Here is an 18,882-nt window from a genome sequence, read left to right as displayed (position 1 = left end):
CTGTTCGGGCGCGAGCCTAACCCGGCATCGGCCCGATCGCCAAGCCGAGCCACACCGCGAAGGCAGCCGCCGCGAGCATCACCCCGAAGGGCAGCCGGTCCGTAGCGGTCACGCGCCGCCCGCCCAGCATCAGCCCCAGCACGCCCGCCAGCCCGATCAGGCAGGCGGCGAGCAGCACCAGCGGCAGCGCCTGCCAGCCCAGCCACAGCCCGATGCCGCCGAACAATTTGGGGTCGCCCCCGCCCAGCCCCTGCCGCCCGCGCAGCCGCTTGTAGCCCCAGGCGACCAGCCAGAGCACGCCGAAGCCGGCCACGCCGCCGATCAGGCGCGCATCGAGCGGCGGGTCGAGGCCGGCAAGCCCCGTCGCCAGCCCGGCCGCCGCCAGCAGCCCGGTCAACGCATTGGGCAGCCACAGCGCCGCCACGTCGAGCGCCGCCAGCGTCAGCAGCAGCCAGCCGAACGCCGCGCCCGCCGCACCCGCCGGATCGGGCGAGGCGATCGCCGCCGCCACGCCGATCGCGCCGCCGACCAGCTCGGTCAGCACATGGCCCATCCGGATCGGGGCGCCGCAGCCCCGGCACCGGCCGCGCTGGAGGACATAGCTCATCACCGGCACCAGCTCGCCCGCGCGCAGCCCCCTGCCGCAGCTGTCGCATTCGGATCTGCCGCGGCTGATCGCCCGCCCCTCGGGCCAGCGGATCGCCAGCGTCGCGATGAAGCTGCCGAAGACGAGCCCCAGCACGCCGAGCAGCACTGCCCAGCCCCAGACCGGATCAATCGTCATGCGTCAGCATCCGGGAATCTCGATGAGGTCCATGGTCCCTCCGTCATGCCGGGGCGCGCGGCTTTTGCAAACCGTCGCGCGCGATACTAGATGCGCCCCAACCAACGAGAGGATCCACTATGTCCGCCGACGACATCGTCATCGCTTCCTATGCCCGCACGCCGATGGGAAGCTTCCAGGGCGTGCTGAGCGAGGCAAGCGCCACCGATCTGGGCGCCGCCGCCGTCGGCGCCGCAGTGGAGCGCGCGGGTCTCAAGGGCGATGCGATCGAGCGGATCTACATGGGCTGCGTGCTGCCGGCGGGCCTGGGCCAGGCGCCGGCGCGCCAGGCGGCGCTCAAGGCGGGGCTGCCCAACCATGTCGAGGCGACCACGGTGAACAAGATGTGCGGCTCGGGCATGCAGGCGGCGATCATGGCGGCCGAAGCGCTCGCCGCCGGTTCGGTCGACCTGCTGGTCGCGGGCGGCATGGAGAGCATGACCAACGCGCCCTATCTCTCGCTGCGCCACCGCGCGGGCGCGCGCATCGGCCATGACCGGCTGATGGATCACATGTATCTCGACGGGCTCGAGGATGCCTATGAGCCCGGCAGGCTGATGGGCAGCTTTGCCGAGGAAGTGGCGCAGGAATATCAGTTCACCCGCGCCGCCCAGGACGATTTCGCCATCGCCTCGCTCGAGCGTGCCAAGGCCGCCCAGGCGAGCGGCGCCTTCGACCGCGAGATCGTGCCGGTCGAGGTGAAGACGCGCAAGGGCGCCGTTTCCGTCACGCTCGACGAACAGCCCGCCAAGGGCGATCCCGCCAAGATCCCCACGCTCAAGCCCGCTTTCGCCAAGGACGGCACGATCACCGCCGCCAACGCCTCCTCGATCTCGGACGGCGCGGCAGCGCTGGTGATGACGCGGCTGAGCGTGGCGGAAAGGCTCGGCCTGACTCCGGTCGCCCGCATCGTCTCGCATGCCGCCCATGCCCATGCCCCGGCGCGCTTCACCACCGCACCGGTCTTCGCGATGAAGAAGGCGCTCGCCAGGGCCGGCTGGGAGATCGGCGACGTCGACCTGTTCGAAGTGAACGAAGCCTTCGCCGCAGTCGCGATGATCGCGATGAAGGAACTCGGGCTCGACCACGCCGCGCTCAACGTCAATGGCGGCGCCTGTGCGCTCGGCCATCCGATCGGCGCCAGCGGCGCGCGCGTGCTCGCCACCCTTCTCTCGGCGCTCGAGGCGCGTGGCGCGCGCCGCGGCCTGGCTTCGCTGTGCATCGGCGGCGGCGAGGCGACTGCGATGGCGGTCGAGCTGCTGGACTGAGCGAAGCCCCGTCCGCGCTCCAATCCGGCATCCGCTTCCCCTCTTGGGATGAGGCCTTGTTCAGCGAACCCCGCCCTCCCCGCCTGTGCGGGGAGGACGGAAACGAATATGAATCCCCAACCTAGCGCCGCGCGAGCGCCTTGGAACGCGCGCGAGTCACGTCGACCCAGCATTGCGCAACCACCACGGGGGCCATCGTCCCGCCCTGATAGCGTTTCCCCTTGGCGATGCATCCGCGATCGCGCTCGGCCAGCCATTGGCGCTGCTCGGCCAGCAGCTTCTGACGCGCCGCCGGCCCCAGCCGGGCACGCAGCGCCGTGTAGCGTGCGCTCATCTGCGCATCGGCGACGCGCAGGTCATGCGCCGCGCAATGCTGCATGTCGAAAGTCGTGTCGCATCTGGCCGGCGCCGGATCCTTGAAGGCCGGGTTCTGCATGAAGGCGCCCGCCGTCTGCGCCGAGGCGCTCGTCGCGAACAGGAAGCCCGCGAGAAGGAAAGGGCTGCTTCGAAAGGTCATCCACGCATCTCCTTGTCCGTCGAACGCCCCGCTCCCCGCGCGGTTCAAGCCTGTCCGGGGGTGACGGCCATCGGATGTCCCTTGTCCCAAGGGAAGGACCGGCGGATCAGTTCACGGTCTCGCCCGGATCGGTGCCCCAGATATGGCTCTGCTCGATATAGCCGCCGCGCCCGGCGACGTCGAACCAGCACCAGTTGCTCGCGCAGCGGCTCACCCGCCCGACCACGCCCGGCGCCGCGCGCCAGCTCACCCGCGCATTGAAACGGGGGGCGTCGCGCATCTCGCTCACCGTGCCGATCACCATCGCAGTGCGCACGTCGTCGAGCAGATTGGCGAGCATCCAGCCCTGGGTGCCGTCGGGATCCTCGACCTTGCGCCACTCGCCATAGATGTCGACCACCTTCAGCGGCAGGCCGCGGCGCTGATAGAGCCAGTTCGAGGGATAGTTGCGCCCCGGGCCGGTGCGCATGCGCGCCTTCTCGGCCTTGATCGAAACGAAATAGGGCGTCTTGCGCTGCGCCGATGCGGGAACGGCCAACCCCAGCGCGACGACGCCGAGCACGGCCCATTTCCCAAAACGCATGCAACCCTCGTGAAATTGTGTCCGTGCTCGTTCTACGCCGAGCAGCGCCTCGTCATCAACCGTTGACTGGCGCCCCGCCACCGGCCAAGCCGCCCTTTATGGCACATGGCCCGCGCCCTTCCCGTCCCCGGGTGATCGTCACCCGCGCGCTGCCCGACGGCATCGAGGCGCGCATGGCCGAGCTGTTCGATGTCGTCACCAACGCCGGCGACACCCCGATGTCGCCCGAGGCGCTTGGCGCGGCGATGGCGGATTGCGACGTGCTCGTGCCGACCGTCACCGATCGGATCGATGCCGCCCTGCTCGCGGCCGCGCCCGGCCGGCTTCGCCTGATCGCCAATTACGGTGCCGGCATCGGCCATATCGACCTCGCCGCCGCCCGTGCGCGCGGCATCACCGTCACCAACACCCCTGGCGTGCTCACCGAAGATACCGCCGACATGGCGATGGCGCTGATCCTCGCCGTGCCGCGCCGCCTGGTCGAGGGCGACGAGCTGGTCCGCGCGGGCGGCTGGACCGGCTGGGCGCCCACCTCGATGCGCGGCCACCGGATCGGCGGCAAGACGCTCGGCATCCTGGGCATGGGCCGGATCGGCCAGGCGGTGGCGATGCGGGCGCGCGCCTTCGGCCTCCAGATCCATTATCACAACCGCCATCGCCTGCCGCAGGTGCTCGAGGCGCAGTTGGGCGCCACCTGGCATCCGGAGCTCGATTCCATGCTCGCGGCGGCGGACATCCTCACCATCCACACGCCCCATACCGCCGCCACCGGCGGATTGATCGACGCGCGCCGGCTCGACCTGCTCGGCCCGATGGGCTGGCTGATCAACACGGCCCGCGGCGAGATCGTCGACAATGAAGCAATGATCGCCGCGCTCGCCCAGGGCCGCATCGCCGGGGCCGGGCTCGACGTCTATGTCAACGAGCCCGCCGTCGATCCGCGCCTCGTCCAGCTGGGCAATGTCGTGCTGCTCCCCCATCTCGGCTCCGCCACGTTCGAAGGGCGGGAGGACATGGGCATCAAGGTGATCGCCAACATTCGCGTCTGGTCCGACGGCCATCGGCCGCCCGACCAAGTTCTCGACGGCTGGCTATAGGCTCGTCTTGCCGATACTTTGCGTATTCTGGCACGATACCTCCGATCCGGAGCATCTTCCACACGGTTAACCACGGCCGGCAAGGTGGCGGTAAGCGCGATACTGCGTAACTCCACCCGCGCGATGCCGTCCATCGGGGTAGCCGCGCCGGGGGATCATCAGATGCAACCGAGAGAATCGCGGCGGGAAGTCGTCATTCCCGCCCAGATGCGCAGCAAGAGGGGATGGTGCGACGTGACCATCCGCAACATCTCGCCGCACGGAATGATGCTGCTGGCGCCGTTCCCGCCCAGGCCGGGAACCTATGTCGAGGTCCGCAAGGCCTCGCTGGCGCTGGTCGGCCGGGTCGTGTGGGTGAAGGGCAAGACGCTTGGCATCCAGCTGCTCGAGCGGCTGAACTTCAATGCATTGCTGCGCGCCGCCAATGAAAGCTGGGCTGCCGGCCAGGGTGGCGCGCCGCAGGTCGGCCGCGGCCAGGACGAGCCAGCCGCCGCCGCCGCTCCGCCCGCCCGCGAAACACGCTATCCCCTGCTCGGCTGGCTGCTCGCCGGCGCCGCGATCGTCTTCGCCGGCACCTGCGCCGCGATCATCCTCACCCACATCTGACCGACGCTTCCCGACGCCCTCCGAGATGCGGCCCGAGCCGCGCCGGAAACCCCTCAGTCGCCCGTCAGGATCCGGTCCACCAGCTGCTTCACCGTCGGCACGAAGCCGTTCGAATAGAACGGATCGCGCTTGAAGTTGTAGGCGGCATGCCCCGCGAACATCAGATTCTCGTCGGTCGGGCCGCCATGGGCGATGTCCTGCAGCGTCTTCTGGATGCAGAAACTGCGCGGATCCGCCAGCCGGCCGGTCGAGTTGGTCTCGGTATCGGCCCAGGACGAGAAGGCGCACTGGCTCAGACAGCCCATGCAGTCCGCCTGGTCCTTGCGGATGATGCCCTTTTCCTCGTCGTTGACGAACACCAGCGTATTGTCCGGCGTCTTGAGCGCCGAGGTGAAGCCGTGGCCGAACCATTGGCGGGCCCGCAGCAGGTCGTTGCGCGTCACCCAGAAATTCTTGCCCTTCACGCCCACGTCGAGCTGGAAGGTGTGGTCGCCCGCCTCTTCGGTCGAATAGGGGATCTGGCGCTCGGAGCGCGCCTCGAGGTTGCGCAGGAACGGATTGCGCACCGCCGACGAATAGAAGCCGGTCGGCGAGAAGCGGTGGAGGAGCACCTCGCCTTCCTCGATCTCCATCAGCTTGGCCTTCCAGCCATCGGGGATCGGGCTTTCCTGCGTGAGCAGCGGGCGCGTGCCGAACTGGAAGGCGATGCGGCCGAGCTCGGGATTGTCGATCCAGTCGTTCCAGTCGCGCAGGTACCAGACGCCGCCGGCCATCACGATCGGCACTTCGTCCGAGATGCCGCCCTCGCGCATCACGTCGCGCAGTTCCTTCACCCGCGGATAGGGGTCCTGCGGCTTCAGCGGATCCTCGGCGTTGGACAGGCCGTTATGGCCGCCGGCGAGCCAGGGATCCTCATAGACCACCGCCGCCAGCCATTCGCTCGCCTTGGAATAGGCGCGCTTCCACAGCGCGCGAAAGGCGCGGCCGGAGCTGACGATCGGCAGATAGTTGACGTTGTACGACGCCGCGATCTCGCTGAGCTTGTACGGCATGCCCGCGCCGCAGGTGACGCCGGCGACCATGCCGCGGGTGCGCTCCAGCACGCCGTGCAGCACCCGCTGCGCGCCGCCCATCTCCCACAGCACGTTGATGTTGATCGCGCCCTTGCCGTCGCCGATCTCGAAAGCCTTCTTGACCTGCTGGACCGCGCCCTCGATCGCGTACTGGATCAGTTCCTCGTGCCGCTCGCGGCGCGTGAGCGCGCGATAGATCTGGGGGATGATCTTGCCTTCGGCATCATAGCTGTCGGCGTTGACCGCGGAGACCGTGCCGATGCCCCCCGCAGCAGCCCAGGCGCCCGCGCTGGCATGGTTGGTGGCAGCCACCCCCTTGCCCCCCTCGACGATCGGCCAGACCTCGCGGCCGTTGTACAGGATGGGCGACAGACCCTTGAACACAGAACCTCCAGATTAAAAATTCGCGCGACGCTAGACGGATCGGACGCAACAAGCGAGCAACAATCGTTATTGCAGTGCGTCAGGCCGTCCCATCGCCGCGCCATAGAGCCGTGCGTAGGCGGCAATCATTTCCCCCTCGTCGAACAACGCACGGGCGCGCGCGCGGTTCTCTTCGCCAACCATGGCGCGTTCCTCGGGATGCCGGGCGAACATGTCGATCCGGTCGCGCAGCACCACTTCGGTGCGCTCGGGCGGCAGGAAATGCTGGTTGCGCTCGCCGACCATCCTGGGAATGTCGCCCACCGGGGGCGCCACGACCGGCAGGCCGGCCGCCATCGCCTCGAGCACTGAGATCGGCGCCTGCTCGCTCTTCGACGAGAGCGCAAACACGTCGAACAATCCCATGTAGCGGTACGGCTCGCGCAGGAATCCGGGCAGGATCACTTCGTCCTCGATCGCCATGGCCTCGGCGGCATCGAGAATGTTCTGCCGCTCCGGTCCCTCGCCCACGATCACCAGCTTGAAACGGGTGTTGAGCCCGGCCACCGCGCGGACCAGCATCGGCAGGTCCTTCACCGGCCTGAGGCCCGCGACGCAGCCCACCACCAGCGTCCCCGGCTTCTTCTTCCTGAGCTCGGGGATCAGATCGATGTCGGGCTTGCCGGCATAGAGCTTGGTCGGGATGCCGTTGGCGACGCGGAACAGGCGCTCGCGCGGCTGGCGCCACTGGTTCAGCGCGATCCGCTCGAGCACTTCGGAAGGCACGACCAGCGCATTGGCGGCGGGCAACGCGATCCGGCGATACATGTTGCGCACCGGGTTGAGCTTCTCGGCCTCGTCCTGGTTGAAGCCGTCCTCGTGATGGATCACCGGCGGCAGGCCCTTGCCGAACACGCGCGCGGCCATCACGCCGTCGATCGCGCCCCAATTATAGGTGAGCACCAGGTCGAAGCGGCGCATGTAGCGCGCGATCGCCTCGTAGCGCTTCACCGAAGGCCGGCCCGAAAGCGGCGGCGGGTCCTGGGCGATCTCGTACTTGATCCCCTTGGCGATCATCGCCCGCGCCTCGAGCTGATCGGGCATGGCCGAGACGATCGTGTGCCGCGCCCTGTCGCCGAACGCATTCATCAGCCGCACGGCGCGCGCTTCCTTGCCGCCGAGGTTGAAAGTCGAGTGGAGGTGGAGGATGTGGATGGGCATCGTTGGGAAGGCTCGATAGCCAATCCGTCATCGCGGCGAAAGCCAGGATCTCAGGCGGCAGGGGCCCTTGGCTCTCGTCGCACCGACCCGGGGCTGGATCCGGGATCAGGGTCCGGTTCCCTGCGGGAAATGGACTGGAAACCCGAGCGGCGTCGCCCGCGGCACCTTGGATGCCGAAACGAGTTCAGCATGACGGTTGGCTATTGCGCGCTCGCCACCCTGGCCAGCAGCCGCTCGATCCCCGCCACTGCCTCGGGCTCCTCCAGCGTCGGCGCATGGCCGACCTGCGGCACCGTCACCAGCTCGGCGCCCTTGACCCGCCCGATCATCTTCGCGGCGGTCTCCTCGCTCAATATGTCGGAGCGTTCGCCGCGCACGATGAGCAGCGGCAGGCCCTGCATCGCGTCGATCGTCGGCCACATGTCCGGCCCCGCCTCGTTGCCCGGCACCCGGAACGGCTCGGCGATCTTCATGTCATAGTCGAGCACGATGCGGCCCGAGCTGTTCACCCGGTAGAGGCGCTTGGCCATGCGCAGCCAGTCCTCGATCTCATAGTTCGGATAGACATCGGCATTGCCCTCCGCGAGGCCGCGCGCGGCGTGCATCCAGGTCGGATACCAGACCGCCTTGCCGACATAGGTGCGGATGCGCGCCAGGCCGGCGGGGTTGATCTCCGGCCCCACGTCGTTGAGCACCACGCCGGCCAGCTTGTCGCGCTCGGTCGCGGCGAGCAGCATCGTCACCAGTCCGCCCAGCGACGTGCCGATCGCGACGAACTTCCCGATCTCCCGTTCCTCGAGCAGCGCCTCGACATCCTGGAAATAGGTGAGCGGCACATAGCTCATCGGGTCCTTGGCATAGCCGCTCTCGCCGCGCCCGCGGAACTCGATGCAGAGCACCCGCCACTGGCCCGCCAGTCGCTCGGCCAGCCCCTCATAGTCGCGCGCGTTGCGCGTCAGGCCGGGGAAGCAGAGGACGGGCGGCCGGTCCGCCGGCCCTGCATATTCGCGATAGTGGAGACGGATGCCGTCCCGCGACCACCAGAAACCGTCGGAATAGTTGCGCCGATCACCCATCCTTCCCCATATCGCCGCATGGACTTCACTCCGCAACAGGCGATCCTCGAACTGGGCGACGCCTTCTACGATCCGGTCGCCGCGGCGCCGTTCCCGCAGGCGATCCTGCGCTTCCGCAACGATCGGGCGGCCGCGGAAGTGGGGCTGGACGGAATGTCCGACGCGGAATGGATCGCGCATTTCGGCCGGTTCGAACCACTGCGGGACTCGCTCGCGACGCCGCTCGCGCTGCGCTATCACGGCCACCAGTTCCGCGTGTACAATCCCGAGATCGGCGACGGCCGCGGCTTCCTGTTCGCGCAAATGCGCGATCGGGGCGGCCGGCTGATGGATCTCGGCACCAAGGGATCGGGGCAGACACCCCATAGCCGCTTCGGCGACGGGCGCCTCACTCTGAAGGGCGGCGTGCGCGAGATCCTCGCCACCGAGATGCTGGAGGCGCTGGGCGTCGAGACTTCGCGCAGCTTCTCTCTCATCGAGACCGGCGAGGCGCTCCACCGCGGCGACGAGCCGTCCCCCACGCGCTCGTCGGTGCTCGTCCGCCTCAGCCACGGCCATATCCGCATCGGCACCTTCCAGCGCCTCGCCCATCTTCAAGACCGGGACGCGCTCCGCCAGCTGACCGCCTATGTGCTGCGCCACTATCATGGCGAGGAATATGGCGAGGACGGCCCGGCCCGGCTGCTCGCCCATGTCACCCGGCGGACCGCGCGGATGGCGGCGCGCTACATGGCAGCCGGCTTCGTCCACGGCGTGCTCAACAGCGACAATATCAACGTCACCGGGGAAAGCTTCGATTATGGCCCGTGGCGTTTCGCGCCGTTCTGGGACCCGGGCTTCACCGCTGCCTATTTCGACCATGCCGGGCTCTATGCCTTCGGCCGCCAGCCCGAAGCGATCTACTGGGACGCGATGCAGCTCGCCATCTCGCTCCGCCCCATCGCCGAGGAGGAACCGCTGATCGAGGCGATGGACCTCTTCCCCGAGGCCTATCGGCGCGAAGTGACCGACGCGCTGCTCTGGCGCCTCGGCGTCCTGCCGCGCGGCACAGAGGCGGATCGCGTGCTGACGGCCACGCTCGAGAAGGCGCTCGCCGAGACGCTGACGCCGCTGGACGAATTCTTCTTCGACGCCTTCGGAGGCGAGCTCCCCACGCAATATGGCGAGGCGTTCGACGATCTGCGCGGCCAGCTCGAACACTATCGTCCCCGCAAGGGGCGCGACCATGACCATTGGTCCGGCGCTCCCTGCTCGATGCTGATCGACGAGGTGGAGGCGATCTGGGCGTCGATCGCCGACTCGGACGATTGGGGGCCGCTCCACGCCAAGGTCGCCGCCATCCGGCGCATGGCTCAGGCACTGGCCTAGCCGCCAAAATTCGTGCAAGAGCGCTTGATCCTTCCTGAAAGTGCATCCCCCGACATCGAATGCCCGGCACGGAAATCATCTCGACCGAACCCGCCACCGGCGCCGTTCTCTGGCGCCAGGCCCGCGGAGACGCCGACAGGGAAGTCGCGTCCGCGCGCCAGAGCTGGGCCGCATGGGCCGCACATCCGCTCGCCTATCGCATCGAGGCGCTGCGCCGCTTCGCCAATGTCGTGCGGCAGAAGGCGGACGCCTTCACCGATCTGCTCGCCCGCGAGACCGGCAAGCCGCTCTGGGAGGCGCGCAGCGAGATCGAGACGGTGATCTCCAAGGTCGACATCTCGATCACGGCCTTTTCCGAGCGCACCGGCCAACGCCGCATCGACGCGCCGATGAACACGCGCCTGGCGCTGCGCCACAAGCCGCATGGCGTGCTGGCGGTGCTGGGCCCGTATAACTTTCCCGTCCACCTGCCGAACGGCCACATCGTCCCCGCGCTGCTCGCCGGCAACGCCGTGGTGTTCAAGCCCTCGGAGAAGACCCCCGCCTCGGGCGCCTTCCTGGTCGATTGCTACCGCGCCGCCGGCATTCCCGAGGGCTGCATCCGCCTGCTGATCGGCGGCCCGGACGAAGGCAAGGCGCTGGCCGGCCATCCGGACATCGACGGGCTGCTGTTCACCGGTTCGGCCAATACCGGGATCGCCCTCAACCGCCAGTTCGCCACCAAGCCCGAGAAGATCCTCGCGCTGGAGATGGGCGGCAATAATCCGATCGTGGTGTGGGATACGCCCGATCTCTATTCGGCCGCCGTCCTCGTCGTGCAGTCGGCTTTCACCACGGCTGGCCAGCGCTGCACCGCCGCCCGCCGCCTGATCGTCGACGAGAAGCTCCACGAGCCGCTGATGGCCGAGCTGAACAAGCTGATCGGCCGGCTGATCATCGGCGAACCGCATGCCGACCCCGCTCCCTTCATGGGCCCGGTGATCGACAATGACGCGGCCGACATGCTCACCGAGAGCTTCCTGGCGCTGCTCACCATGGGCGGCCGTCCGATCCGCCACATGGAGCGCCCGATCGAGGGCCGCCCGTTCCTCACGCCCGGCGTGATCGACATGACCGGCGCGAACGAGAAGGTGGACGTCGAGCTGTTCGGCCCGATCCTCCAGGTCTTCCGGGTGAACAGCTTCGAGGAGGCGATCGCCGAGGCGAACGACACGCGCTACGGCCTGTCGGCCAGCCTGGTCGCGCAGAATCCCAAGCTCTACGACCAGTTCTGGGCGAACATCCGCGCCGGCATCGTCAACTGGAACCGGCCGACCAACGGCGCTTCCTCCGCCGCGCCCTTCGGCGGCGTCGGCTGGTCGGGCAATCACCGGCCCAGCGCCTATTACGCAGCCGATTATTGCGCCTATCCGGTGGTCTCGTCGGAAAGCGACTCCGCCCGTGCCTCGATGGGCGTGGGCCTGCGCGACGCCTGAGCAATACTTTGTTACAGCAGCGTTATTGAAGCGGACATGACCGCCGCCTAGATTGTGCTCTGCGGACCGGGCCCCTCTGGCGAGGGCTTCTACAAGCCCTCGTGATGTCGGACCGCATCGAGCGCGCTCGGTGCAGGTTTCGGACGGCCAGTCCCCCTTCCCCACCGAGACCGGACCGAGTGGCGCTCGATCGAATGCCTTGCTTCGATTGGAGTTTTCACACGTGAACCCTCTCTACCAGATCCCCCGCACCGGCGCCGCCGCCGCGCGCTTCGACGAGGGGCTGCGCCAGCACATGCTGGGCATCTACCGCAACATGGGGATCGGTCTGGCGATCACCGGCCTCGTCGCGCTTGCCGTGGCGAACACGCCGGCGCTGGTCGCGCTGATCTTCGGCACCCCGCTCAAATGGGTCGCCATGTTCGCGCCGCTCGCCTTCATCTTCTTCTTCCAGTTCCGCATCGAGCGGATGAGCGTCGCCGGCGCGCGCACGGCCTTCTTCGCCTTTGCCGGCGTGATGGGCGTGTCGATGGCGAGCATCTTCCTGGTCTTCACCGGCCAGAGCATCGCCATGGCCTTCTTCGCCGCCGCCGCGATGTTCCTGGCGCTCAGCCTGTTCGGCTATTCGACCAAGCGCGACCTGACCGGCATGGGCACCTTCCTGTTCGTCGGCCTGATCGCGGTGGTGCTGGCGAGCATCGTCAACGTCTTCCTCGGCTCGTCGATGCTGCAGATGCTGCTTTCGGTCGTCGGCGTCGTGGTGTTCGCCGGACTCACCGCCTGGGACACGCAGCGCCTGAAGAGCGAATATGCCCATTACGGCCGCAGCGAAGCGGCCGACAAGCTCGCGATCATGGGCGCGCTGTCGCTCTATCTGAACCTGATCAACATGTTCCAGCTGCTGCTCGGCCTGATGGGCCAGCGAGAGGAGTAACCATGGCCAGCTTCACCTGCCCCGTCGACGGCACCGTGCTGGTGCCGGTCGAGCGCTCGGGGATCGAGATCGACCATTGCCCCAGCTGCCGCGGCGTGTGGCTCGATCGCGGCGAGCTCGACAAGATCATCGAGCGCAGCGCTGCCCCGGCCGCGGCCCCGCCGCCCCAATATCGCGAGGAACGGCCCCGCCATGACGAGCGCGGCCACGGCTATGGCCATGGCGGCAGCCACTATCCGCAGAAGCGCCGCAAATCGTTCCTCGAGGACCTGTTCGACTGATCCGTTCCCGCCCGCGTGCAGGCGCATTACACGCGGGCAGACGGCGGCGCGGCCCTTCCCCCTCTCTCACCTGCGAGGGTCGCGCCCCGTCACTCACTTCCTCCCCGCGCCGTTGCGGCTATGATGTGACCGCTAACAGGGGAGGAAGACCATGTTCACCCGCAGGTCCGTGCTCGGATCGGGTGCCGCCGCGCTGGCCGGCACCGCGCTGCCCCTCCCCGTCGCCGCTGCCTCGCCCGGCGATTTCGTCACGCGCCGGGGCACGGGCCTGTTCCTCGGCGGCAAGCCCCATCGCTTCGTCGGCGCGAATATGTGGTACGCCGCCTGGCTGGGCGCCGATGCCCCCTGGGGCAATCGCGATCGCCTGCGCCGCGAACTCGATGCCCTTGCCGCGATGGGCGTCCGCAACCTGCGCATCGCCGCTTCGGCCGAGGATTCGCCGCTCCGGAATTCGGTGAAGCCCGCCTTCCGCACCCGGGGCAGCGCCTGGAACCCGGCACTGGTCGAAGGCCTGGCCTTCGCGCTCTCGGAACTCGCCCGGCGCGACATGAAGGCGGTGCTCTACCTCACCAATTTCTGGGAATGGTCGGGCGGAATGATGACCTATCTCAGCTGGGCGAATGGCGGCAAGTATCTCGACATGAACGATCCCGCGCACCCGTGGCCGGCATTCCCGGACATGGCCGCGCAATTCTATGCCAATGCCGAGGCGGTGGGCCTGTATCGCGACTATGTCCGCGCCACGGTGGAGCGCCATGCCGGCGATCCGGCGATCATGGCCTGGCAACTCGCCAACGAGCCGCGCCCCGGCGGCAGCGCCAAGGCGGCCGAACCGCTGCTTTCGGCCTATTATGGCTGGATCCAGGGGACAGCCAGGCTGATCAAGTCGCTTGCGCCGCGGCATCTCGTCTCGACGGGGAGCGAGGGCTTGATGGGCTCGATCGAGCGCGCCGATATCTACAGGGCCGCCCATGGCTTCCCCGAGATCGACTATCTGACGGCGCATATCTGGCCGCTCAACTGGGGCTGGGTCGATGCCGGGAACCTGGCCGGCACCAACGAGGCGAGCTTCGCCAGGGTACGCGAATATATCGCCCGCCACATCGCGCTGGCCACCGAGCTGGGCAAGCCGCTGGTGATCGAGGAGTTCGGCTATCCGCGCGACGGCGGCGGCTATGACCCGGAGTCGGCGACGCGGTTCCGGGATCTGTATTACAAGCTGATCTACGATGCGGTCGAAGCCAGCGCGAGGGCTGGCGGGCCGATCACGGGCTCGAACTTCTGGGCCTGGAACGGCGAGGGCCGGCCCGCGCACGGCGATCACCGCTTCCGCCCCGGCGACACCGCCTGGCTCGGCGATCCGCCGCACGAACCGCAGGGCTGGTACGGCGTGTTCGACGGCGACGCGACTACGCGGGCCGCGATCCAGGCGCATGCCCATGCGCTCGCGGCAACGCATGGCGACTAGATCGCGCAAGATCGGCGCGTCAAAGCCATTTCGGACCCGATAAATTCCCGAAAAACGAAAGTTGAATATAGTATATCTCACAGTCGCATGCCGCCAATGACCGGCACTTCCTGTATGAACCCTCGCATATTGCGAGTTTCATGAAATATATGGAGATTTCACATGGAGCTAGTTCTCGAGAAATCAGCCGACATCAAGGAAGTATCGCAAGGATTCTCGGATGTTGTCGATTGGAGGAAATATGACGGTCAGCGCGTGAAGGGATCCAGTGGACCTAATATTTACCTTATGCTGAACGGAATTCTCCGGATAATTCCGAATCCCCAAACCTACGTCCAGCTCTTCCGCAATTGGGACGGCATTTCGGTGAACGATTATCTGGTGGACAATGCCCCCTCCGGCGAACCGTTGACCAACGGGTCCGTCCTCATCAACGACGGCGGCCGGATCTATCTAGTCACCCTGTCCCACAAGATGTGGGTGCCGGATATGCCCACCTACAACAGGTTCAACTTCGGCATGGCGATCGCCGTGCCGCCGATCGTCGCGCAATATATCCCGACGGGGCCGAACGTCGGCTGATTCCGGGGGCCGGGATAGTTTCGCTAGCCCGGCCCCAATCAAGCCTCGGTTGTCGCGAACGTCTGCGGGGGCCATTTGCCGCAAATGGCAACGCTCCTCGATCCTACCGCGCGCGGGCGCGTGATCCTTGTCGGCGCCGGCCCGGGTGATCCGGGCCTGCTCACCGTGCGCGCCGTCGAAGCGCTGGGCCAGGCCGATGTGCTCGTCCATGACGGGCTGGTCGATCCCCGCGTGCTCGACCTAGCGCCCCAGGCGCACCGCATCTCGGTCGCCAAGTCGCGCTCGAAGCACACCCTGCCACAGGATGCGATCAACGCCCTGATCGTCGCGCATGTGAAGACCGGCGCGATCGTCGTCCGCCTGAAGGGGGGGGACCCGTTCATCTTCGGCCGCGGCGGCGAGGAAGTCGAAGCCGTGCGCGCCGCCGGCCTGCCCGTCGAAGTCATCCCGGGCATCTCCGCGGCGCTGGGCGCGGCCGCCGAGGTCCACCTGCCCCTCACCCATCGCGACTGGTCGAGCGCGGTCAGCTTCGTCGCCGGCCAGTGCAAGGGCCTGAGCGCGCAGGACTGGTCCGGGCTGGCGGGCAAGGGCCGCACGCTGGTGATCTATATGGGCGTCGCCACCTGCCCGGACATCTCCGAGAAGCTGATGAACGACGGCGTCTCGCCCGACATGCCCGTCGCCGTGCTCGAGCGCGGGACGCTGGAGGGCAGCCGCGCCATGCGCACGCTGCTCGCCGATCTCGGCCCGATGGTCGCGCGCGAGAAGGTGCGGAGTCCCGCGATCATCATCGTCGGCGAGGTCGTGATGCTCGCCGACGCCGAGGACAAGCTCGCCAACTGGGCAAACGCGGCGGAGGCGCTGGCATGAAGCTGCTCACCGGAAACGACCTCCCCACCGGAGACGTCACCTGGTGGACCGGCACCGGCTGGTCGCGCCATGTGGAGGATGCCGTCGATGTCGGCGACCAGGGCGAGGCGATCGCGCATGCCGAGGAAGGCGCGCGACGCGTCAACGGCCCCTATGTGATCGACGCCACCGCGACGCCCGAGGGTCCGCGCCCCGCGCACATCAAGGACCGCATCCGCGCGCTCGGCCCCACTGTCCGCCCGGACCTGACCCTCAAGCCGGCGGATCCGAATGCCGGAAGCTGGGTAATATGAGCGCGATTTTCAGCTCCTCCCCGGAACGGGGAGGAGAACCGCTCGCGCCGCGAGTGGTGGAGGGGGCCCTGCCCCAGGCGAGACATGCGTGGCGGGCCCCCTCCACCATGTTTCGCATGGTCCCCCTTCCCGTTCCGGGGAGGAATTAACATGTACAAATACGACGAATACGACCATTCCATCGTCGCATCCCGCGTCGAGGAGTTCCGCGACCAGGTGCAGCGCCGCCTCGCCGGCCAGATCACCGAGGACCAGTTCAAGCCGCTGCGGCTGATGAACGGCCTCTATCTCCAGCTCCACGCCTATATGCTGCGCGTCGCGGTGCCCTATGGCACGCTCGACAGCCGCCAGATGCACATGCTGGCGCACATCGCCCGCAAATATGATCGCGGCTATGGTCACTTCACCACGCGCCAGAACCTGCAGTACAACTGGATCAAGCTCGAGGACGCGCCGGATATCCTCGCCGATCTCGCCACGGTCGAGATGCATGCCATCCAGACGAGCGGCAATTGCATCCGCAACATTTCGTCGGACCAGTTCGCCGGCGCCGCCGCGGACGAGTTGACCGATCCGCGCCCCTGGGCGGAGCTGTTGCGCCAGTGGAGCAGTTTCCACCCGGAATTCAGCTATTTGCCGCGCAAGTTCAAGATCGCGGTGATCGCTGCCGAGGAAGACCGCGCGGCGATGCGCCTGCACGATATCGGCCTGCGGATCGTCGAGCGCGACGGCCGGCTGGGCGCCGAGGTCTATGTCGGCGGCGGCATGGGGCGCACCCCGATGATCGCGCCGCTGATCAAGGATTTCGTGCCCTTCGACGATTTCGTCAGCTATCTCGAGGCGTGCCTGCGCGTCTACAATCGCTATGGCCGGCGGGACAACATGTACAAGGCGCGGATCAAGATCCTGATCCATGAGCTGGGCGCGGAGCAATACGCCGCCGAGGTCGAGGAGGAGTTCCGGGCCGTGAAGGCGCTGGGCATCGATCCGCCCCAGGCCGAGTTCGACCGCATCGCCGCCCATTTCGCCCCGCCCGCCTATGATGCGCGCGCGGCGGACGAGCTCGACCGCAGCGACCCCGATTTCGCGGTCTGGCTCGACCAGAACGTCTCGGCGCACAAGCAGCCCGGCTATGCGGTGGTGACGATCAGCCTGAAGCCGATCGGGGGCATCCCGGGCGACGCCAGCGCCGACCAGATCGACCTCATGGCCGATCTCGCCGAGCGGTTCAGCTTCGACGAACTGCGCGTCACCCATGCCCAGAACATCGTGCTGCCGCATGTCCGCAAGGCCGATCTCCACACGGTCTGGCAGCAGCTGCGCGACGCCGGGCTGGCCGAGGCCAATCTCGACCTGATCAGCGACATCATCGCCTGCCCGGGCCTGGACTATTGCTCGCTGGCCAATGCCCGCTCGATCCCACTTGCGCAGAAGATCGCCACCCGCTTCTCGGATATCGGCCGCCAGCGCGAACTGGGCGAGCTGAAGCTCAAGATCAGCGGCTGCATCAACGCCTGCGGCCATCATCACGCCGGCCATATCGGCATCCTCGGCGTCGACCGTAAGGGCGTGGAGAACTATCAGCTGCTGCTGGGCGGCTCGGGCGCGGAGGACGTCTCGCTCGGCACGATCACCGGTCCCGGCTTCAGCGAGGACGGCATCGTCGACGCGATCGAAAGGGCCACCGACGTCTATCTGCGCGAGCGGGACGAAGGCGAGCGCTTCCTCGACACCTATCGTCGCCTCGGCATGGCCCCGTTCAAGGAGGCGATCTATGGGTGACCTGCTGCGTTACCGTACCGACGAGGCGCATGAGGAACCCGCGGTCACGCTCGACGGCTTCCTCGGCCAGTCCAACGCCACCGCCGTCCGCATCGAGGCGGGCGAGGATGCGCGCGCGCTCCTGCCCCATCTCGATCGCCTCGCCCTGGTTGAAGTGAGCTTTCCCAAGTTCCGCGACGGCCGCGGCTATTCCACCGGCCGCATCCTGCGCGAGGCGGGCTATACGGGCGAGCTGCGCGCGCAGGGCGACGTGCTGGTCGATCAGATTCCGCTGATGCGCCGCTGCGGCTTCGACAGCTTCGCGCCCGAGGCGCCGGTCGACGAAGCTGTGCTCGCCGCCAGCCTCGCCCGGTACGAATATCACTACCAGGCCGCCGCAGACCCCGCGATGCCGGTGTGGAAACGCCGGCATGGCTGAGGCGGCACGCAAGCTGGAACGGGAGATCGATCGCCTCGATATCGCCCCGCGCTGGACCGCGGCGGACGCGATCCGCCTCAACAACCTGTTCCGCGGCACCGACACGCCGGAGATGCTGCGCGAGGTGCTGGGCAACCACATGCTCGGCGACGCCGCGCTCGTCTCCTCCTTCGGCGCCGAGAGCGCGGCGCTGCTGCATCTGGTGGCCCAGGCCGACCCGAATACCCCGGTGATCTTCCTCGATACCGGCAAGCATTTCCCCGAGACGCTGGCGTATCGCGACCAGCTCGCGGCCCATCTCGGCCTGAACGATCTCCGGATCGTCGCCCCCGATGCGGAAGCGATCGAGAAGCGCGACGCCACCGGCCTGCGCTGGTCCTATGATCCGGACGGCTGCTGCGAGATCCGCAAGGTGATACCGCTGGAAAGGGCCCTGGCGGGTTTCGACACCAGCATCACTGGCCGCAAGGCGTTCCAGGCATCGACCCGCAATGCCCTGCCCCGCTTCGAGCTCGACGGCGACCGGCTGAAGTTCAACCCGCTGGCCACCTGGACCAAGGCGGATATCGAAGCCTGGTTCGAACGGCACGACCTGCCCCGCCACCCGCTGGAGGCGCAAGGCTATCTCTCGATCGGCTGCGCTCCGTGCACCAGCGTGGTCAAGGCGGGCGAGGATCCGCGCTCGGGCCGTTGGCGCGGTTGGGACAAGACCGAATGCGGCATCCACACGCCGGTAGAGGATGGCGACCCCAACCAGCCGAGCTTCTGAAATCCGATTGCGTCC

The 18,882-nt window shown here is 67.7% G+C and carries 20 protein-coding genes; 14 read left to right on the top strand and 6 right to left on the bottom strand.

Annotation, left to right across the window (positions count from 1 at the left end):
• Positions 1–16: 16 nt before the first annotated feature.
• Positions 17–784, bottom strand: coding sequence for a prepilin peptidase (locus BGP17_RS02720; RefSeq protein ID WP_286710925.1), 768 nt, complete (start codon positions 782–784; stop codon positions 17–19).
• A 119-nt stretch (positions 785–903) separates the two neighbouring features.
• On the opposite strand from BGP17_RS02720, the gene BGP17_RS02715 reads away from it, so the two are divergent.
• A complete protein-coding gene (locus BGP17_RS02715) occupies positions 904–2,091 on the top strand; it encodes an acetyl-CoA C-acyltransferase (RefSeq protein ID WP_286710924.1) in 1,188 nt (395 codons plus the stop codon).
• A 121-nt stretch (positions 2,092–2,212) separates the two neighbouring features.
• On the opposite strand, the gene BGP17_RS02710 is transcribed toward BGP17_RS02715, so the two are convergent.
• Complete coding sequence (locus tag BGP17_RS02710; RefSeq protein ID WP_286710923.1) at positions 2,213–2,608, bottom strand: lysozyme inhibitor LprI family protein; 396 nt, start codon at positions 2,606–2,608, stop codon at positions 2,213–2,215.
• 106 nt (positions 2,609–2,714) lie between these two features.
• Positions 2,715–3,191 carry an SH3 domain-containing protein gene (locus BGP17_RS02705; RefSeq protein ID WP_167299153.1) on the bottom strand — a complete coding sequence of 159 codons (477 nt, stop codon included), beginning with the start codon at positions 3,189–3,191 and terminating at the stop codon, positions 2,715–2,717.
• A 98-nt stretch (positions 3,192–3,289) separates the two neighbouring features.
• Between BGP17_RS02705 and BGP17_RS02700 the strand changes: the two genes are divergently transcribed.
• Complete coding sequence (locus tag BGP17_RS02700) at positions 3,290–4,288, top strand: 2-hydroxyacid dehydrogenase (protein ID WP_286710922.1); 999 nt, start codon at positions 3,290–3,292, stop codon at positions 4,286–4,288.
• Between the two features lie 123 nt (positions 4,289–4,411).
• The gene (locus BGP17_RS02695) at positions 4,412–4,894 is read left to right on the top strand and encodes a PilZ domain-containing protein (protein ID WP_353681859.1); all 483 of its coding nucleotides are present in this window, start codon (positions 4,412–4,414) and stop codon (positions 4,892–4,894) included.
• Between the two features lie 53 nt (positions 4,895–4,947).
• Here BGP17_RS02695 and BGP17_RS02690 read toward each other — a convergent pair whose 3' ends face one another.
• From BGP17_RS02690 to BGP17_RS02680, 3 genes are all read right to left on the bottom strand, one after another.
• Entirely contained in the window at positions 4,948–6,351 is a 1,404-nt protein-coding gene (locus tag BGP17_RS02690) for an NAD(P)H-dependent flavin oxidoreductase (protein WP_167299156.1), read from the bottom strand.
• A 66-nt stretch (positions 6,352–6,417) separates the two neighbouring features.
• Positions 6,418–7,551, bottom strand: a complete 1,134-nt coding sequence (locus tag BGP17_RS02685) for a glycosyltransferase (protein WP_286710920.1) — start codon at positions 7,549–7,551, stop codon at positions 6,418–6,420.
• 200 nt (positions 7,552–7,751) lie between these two features.
• On the bottom strand, positions 7,752–8,627 hold the full coding sequence (locus tag BGP17_RS02680; RefSeq protein WP_286710919.1) for an alpha/beta fold hydrolase: 876 nt from the start codon (positions 8,625–8,627) through the stop codon (positions 7,752–7,754).
• 18 nt (positions 8,628–8,645) lie between these two features.
• On the opposite strand from BGP17_RS02680, the gene BGP17_RS02675 reads away from it, so the two are divergent.
• The 11 genes from BGP17_RS02675 to BGP17_RS02625 all read left to right on the top strand — a co-directional run bounded on the left by BGP17_RS02675 (position 8,646) and on the right by BGP17_RS02625 (position 18,867).
• The gene (locus BGP17_RS02675; protein ID WP_286710918.1) at positions 8,646–9,995 is read left to right on the top strand and encodes a protein adenylyltransferase SelO family protein; all 1,350 of its coding nucleotides are present in this window, start codon (positions 8,646–8,648) and stop codon (positions 9,993–9,995) included.
• Positions 9,996–10,054: 59 nt separating this feature from the next.
• Entirely contained in the window at positions 10,055–11,470 is a 1,416-nt protein-coding gene (gene astD, locus BGP17_RS02670; protein WP_167299159.1) for a succinylglutamate-semialdehyde dehydrogenase, read from the top strand.
• Positions 11,471–11,693: 223 nt separating this feature from the next.
• Positions 11,694–12,404, top strand: a complete 711-nt coding sequence (locus BGP17_RS02665; RefSeq protein WP_286710917.1) for a Bax inhibitor-1/YccA family protein — start codon at positions 11,694–11,696, stop codon at positions 12,402–12,404.
• A gap of 2 nt (positions 12,405–12,406) precedes the next feature.
• Positions 12,407–12,685: a TFIIB-type zinc ribbon-containing protein gene (locus BGP17_RS02660; protein ID WP_167299161.1), complete on the top strand. Its 279-nt coding sequence runs from the start codon at positions 12,407–12,409 to the stop codon at positions 12,683–12,685.
• A gap of 151 nt (positions 12,686–12,836) precedes the next feature.
• Positions 12,837–14,153: a glycoside hydrolase 5 family protein gene (locus BGP17_RS02655; RefSeq protein ID WP_286710916.1), complete on the top strand. Its 1,317-nt coding sequence runs from the start codon at positions 12,837–12,839 to the stop codon at positions 14,151–14,153.
• A 162-nt stretch (positions 14,154–14,315) separates the two neighbouring features.
• Positions 14,316–14,735: a hypothetical protein gene (locus BGP17_RS02650; protein WP_167299163.1), complete on the top strand. Its 420-nt coding sequence runs from the start codon at positions 14,316–14,318 to the stop codon at positions 14,733–14,735.
• Positions 14,736–14,819: 84 nt separating this feature from the next.
• Complete coding sequence (cobA, locus tag BGP17_RS02645; protein ID WP_167299164.1) at positions 14,820–15,605, top strand: uroporphyrinogen-III C-methyltransferase; 786 nt, start codon at positions 14,820–14,822, stop codon at positions 15,603–15,605.
• Positions 15,602–15,898, top strand: coding sequence for a DUF2849 domain-containing protein (locus BGP17_RS02640; RefSeq protein ID WP_086129961.1), 297 nt, complete (start codon positions 15,602–15,604; stop codon positions 15,896–15,898). Before cobA ends, BGP17_RS02640 begins: the two co-directional genes overlap by 4 nt.
• Before the next feature lie 150 nt (positions 15,899–16,048).
• Positions 16,049–17,680, top strand: a complete 1,632-nt coding sequence (locus tag BGP17_RS02635; protein WP_286710915.1) for a nitrite/sulfite reductase — start codon at positions 16,049–16,051, stop codon at positions 17,678–17,680.
• Complete coding sequence (locus tag BGP17_RS02630) at positions 17,673–18,098, top strand: DUF934 domain-containing protein (protein ID WP_286710914.1); 426 nt, start codon at positions 17,673–17,675, stop codon at positions 18,096–18,098. The genes BGP17_RS02635 and BGP17_RS02630 overlap by 8 nt, the downstream gene beginning before the upstream one ends.
• Positions 18,091–18,867: a phosphoadenylyl-sulfate reductase gene (locus tag BGP17_RS02625; RefSeq protein ID WP_286710913.1), complete on the top strand. Its 777-nt coding sequence runs from the start codon at positions 18,091–18,093 to the stop codon at positions 18,865–18,867. The genes BGP17_RS02630 and BGP17_RS02625 overlap by 8 nt, the downstream gene beginning before the upstream one ends.
• Positions 18,868–18,882: the final 15 nt, after the last annotated feature.

Origin of the sequence: Sphingomonas sp. 67-41, assembly GCF_001899725.1 — a bacterium.
GTDB lineage: Bacteria > Pseudomonadota > Alphaproteobacteria > Sphingomonadales > Sphingomonadaceae > Sphingomonas > Sphingomonas leidyi.
This window is presented reverse-complemented; position numbering and strand designations above follow the sequence as displayed.

Bases quoted from the DNA above. Each gene is read 5' to 3' on its own strand.
- BGP17_RS02720 (WP_286710925.1), bottom strand. From the start codon at position 784: ATGACGATTGATCCGGTCTGGGGCTGGGCAGTGCTGCTCGGCGTGCTG.
- BGP17_RS02715 (WP_286710924.1), top strand. From the start codon at position 904: ATGTCCGCCGACGACATCGTCATCGCTTCCTATGCCCGCACGCCGATG.
- BGP17_RS02710 (WP_286710923.1), bottom strand. From the start codon at position 2,608: ATGACCTTTCGAAGCAGCCCTTTCCTTCTCGCGGGCTTCCTGTTCGCG.
- BGP17_RS02705 (WP_167299153.1), bottom strand. From the start codon at position 3,191: ATGCGTTTTGGGAAATGGGCCGTGCTCGGCGTCGTCGCGCTGGGGTTG.
- BGP17_RS02700 (WP_286710922.1), top strand. From the start codon at position 3,290: ATGGCACATGGCCCGCGCCCTTCCCGTCCCCGGGTGATCGTCACCCGC.
- BGP17_RS02695 (WP_353681859.1), top strand. From the start codon at position 4,412: ATGCCGTCCATCGGGGTAGCCGCGCCGGGGGATCATCAGATGCAACCG.
- BGP17_RS02685 (WP_286710920.1), bottom strand. From the start codon at position 7,551: ATGCCCATCCACATCCTCCACCTCCACTCGACTTTCAACCTCGGCGGC.
- BGP17_RS02680 (WP_286710919.1), bottom strand. From the start codon at position 8,627: ATGGGTGATCGGCGCAACTATTCCGACGGTTTCTGGTGGTCGCGGGAC.
- BGP17_RS02675 (WP_286710918.1), top strand. From the start codon at position 8,646: ATGGACTTCACTCCGCAACAGGCGATCCTCGAACTGGGCGACGCCTTC.
- astD (WP_167299159.1), top strand. From the start codon at position 10,055: ATGCCCGGCACGGAAATCATCTCGACCGAACCCGCCACCGGCGCCGTT.
- BGP17_RS02660 (WP_167299161.1), top strand. From the start codon at position 12,407: ATGGCCAGCTTCACCTGCCCCGTCGACGGCACCGTGCTGGTGCCGGTC.
- BGP17_RS02655 (WP_286710916.1), top strand. From the start codon at position 12,837: ATGTTCACCCGCAGGTCCGTGCTCGGATCGGGTGCCGCCGCGCTGGCC.
- BGP17_RS02650 (WP_167299163.1), top strand. From the start codon at position 14,316: ATGGAGCTAGTTCTCGAGAAATCAGCCGACATCAAGGAAGTATCGCAA.
- cobA (WP_167299164.1), top strand. From the start codon at position 14,820: ATGGCAACGCTCCTCGATCCTACCGCGCGCGGGCGCGTGATCCTTGTC.
- BGP17_RS02640 (WP_086129961.1), top strand. From the start codon at position 15,602: ATGAAGCTGCTCACCGGAAACGACCTCCCCACCGGAGACGTCACCTGG.
- BGP17_RS02635 (WP_286710915.1), top strand. From the start codon at position 16,049: ATGTACAAATACGACGAATACGACCATTCCATCGTCGCATCCCGCGTC.
- BGP17_RS02630 (WP_286710914.1), top strand. From the start codon at position 17,673: ATGGGTGACCTGCTGCGTTACCGTACCGACGAGGCGCATGAGGAACCC.
- BGP17_RS02625 (WP_286710913.1), top strand. From the start codon at position 18,091: ATGGCTGAGGCGGCACGCAAGCTGGAACGGGAGATCGATCGCCTCGAT.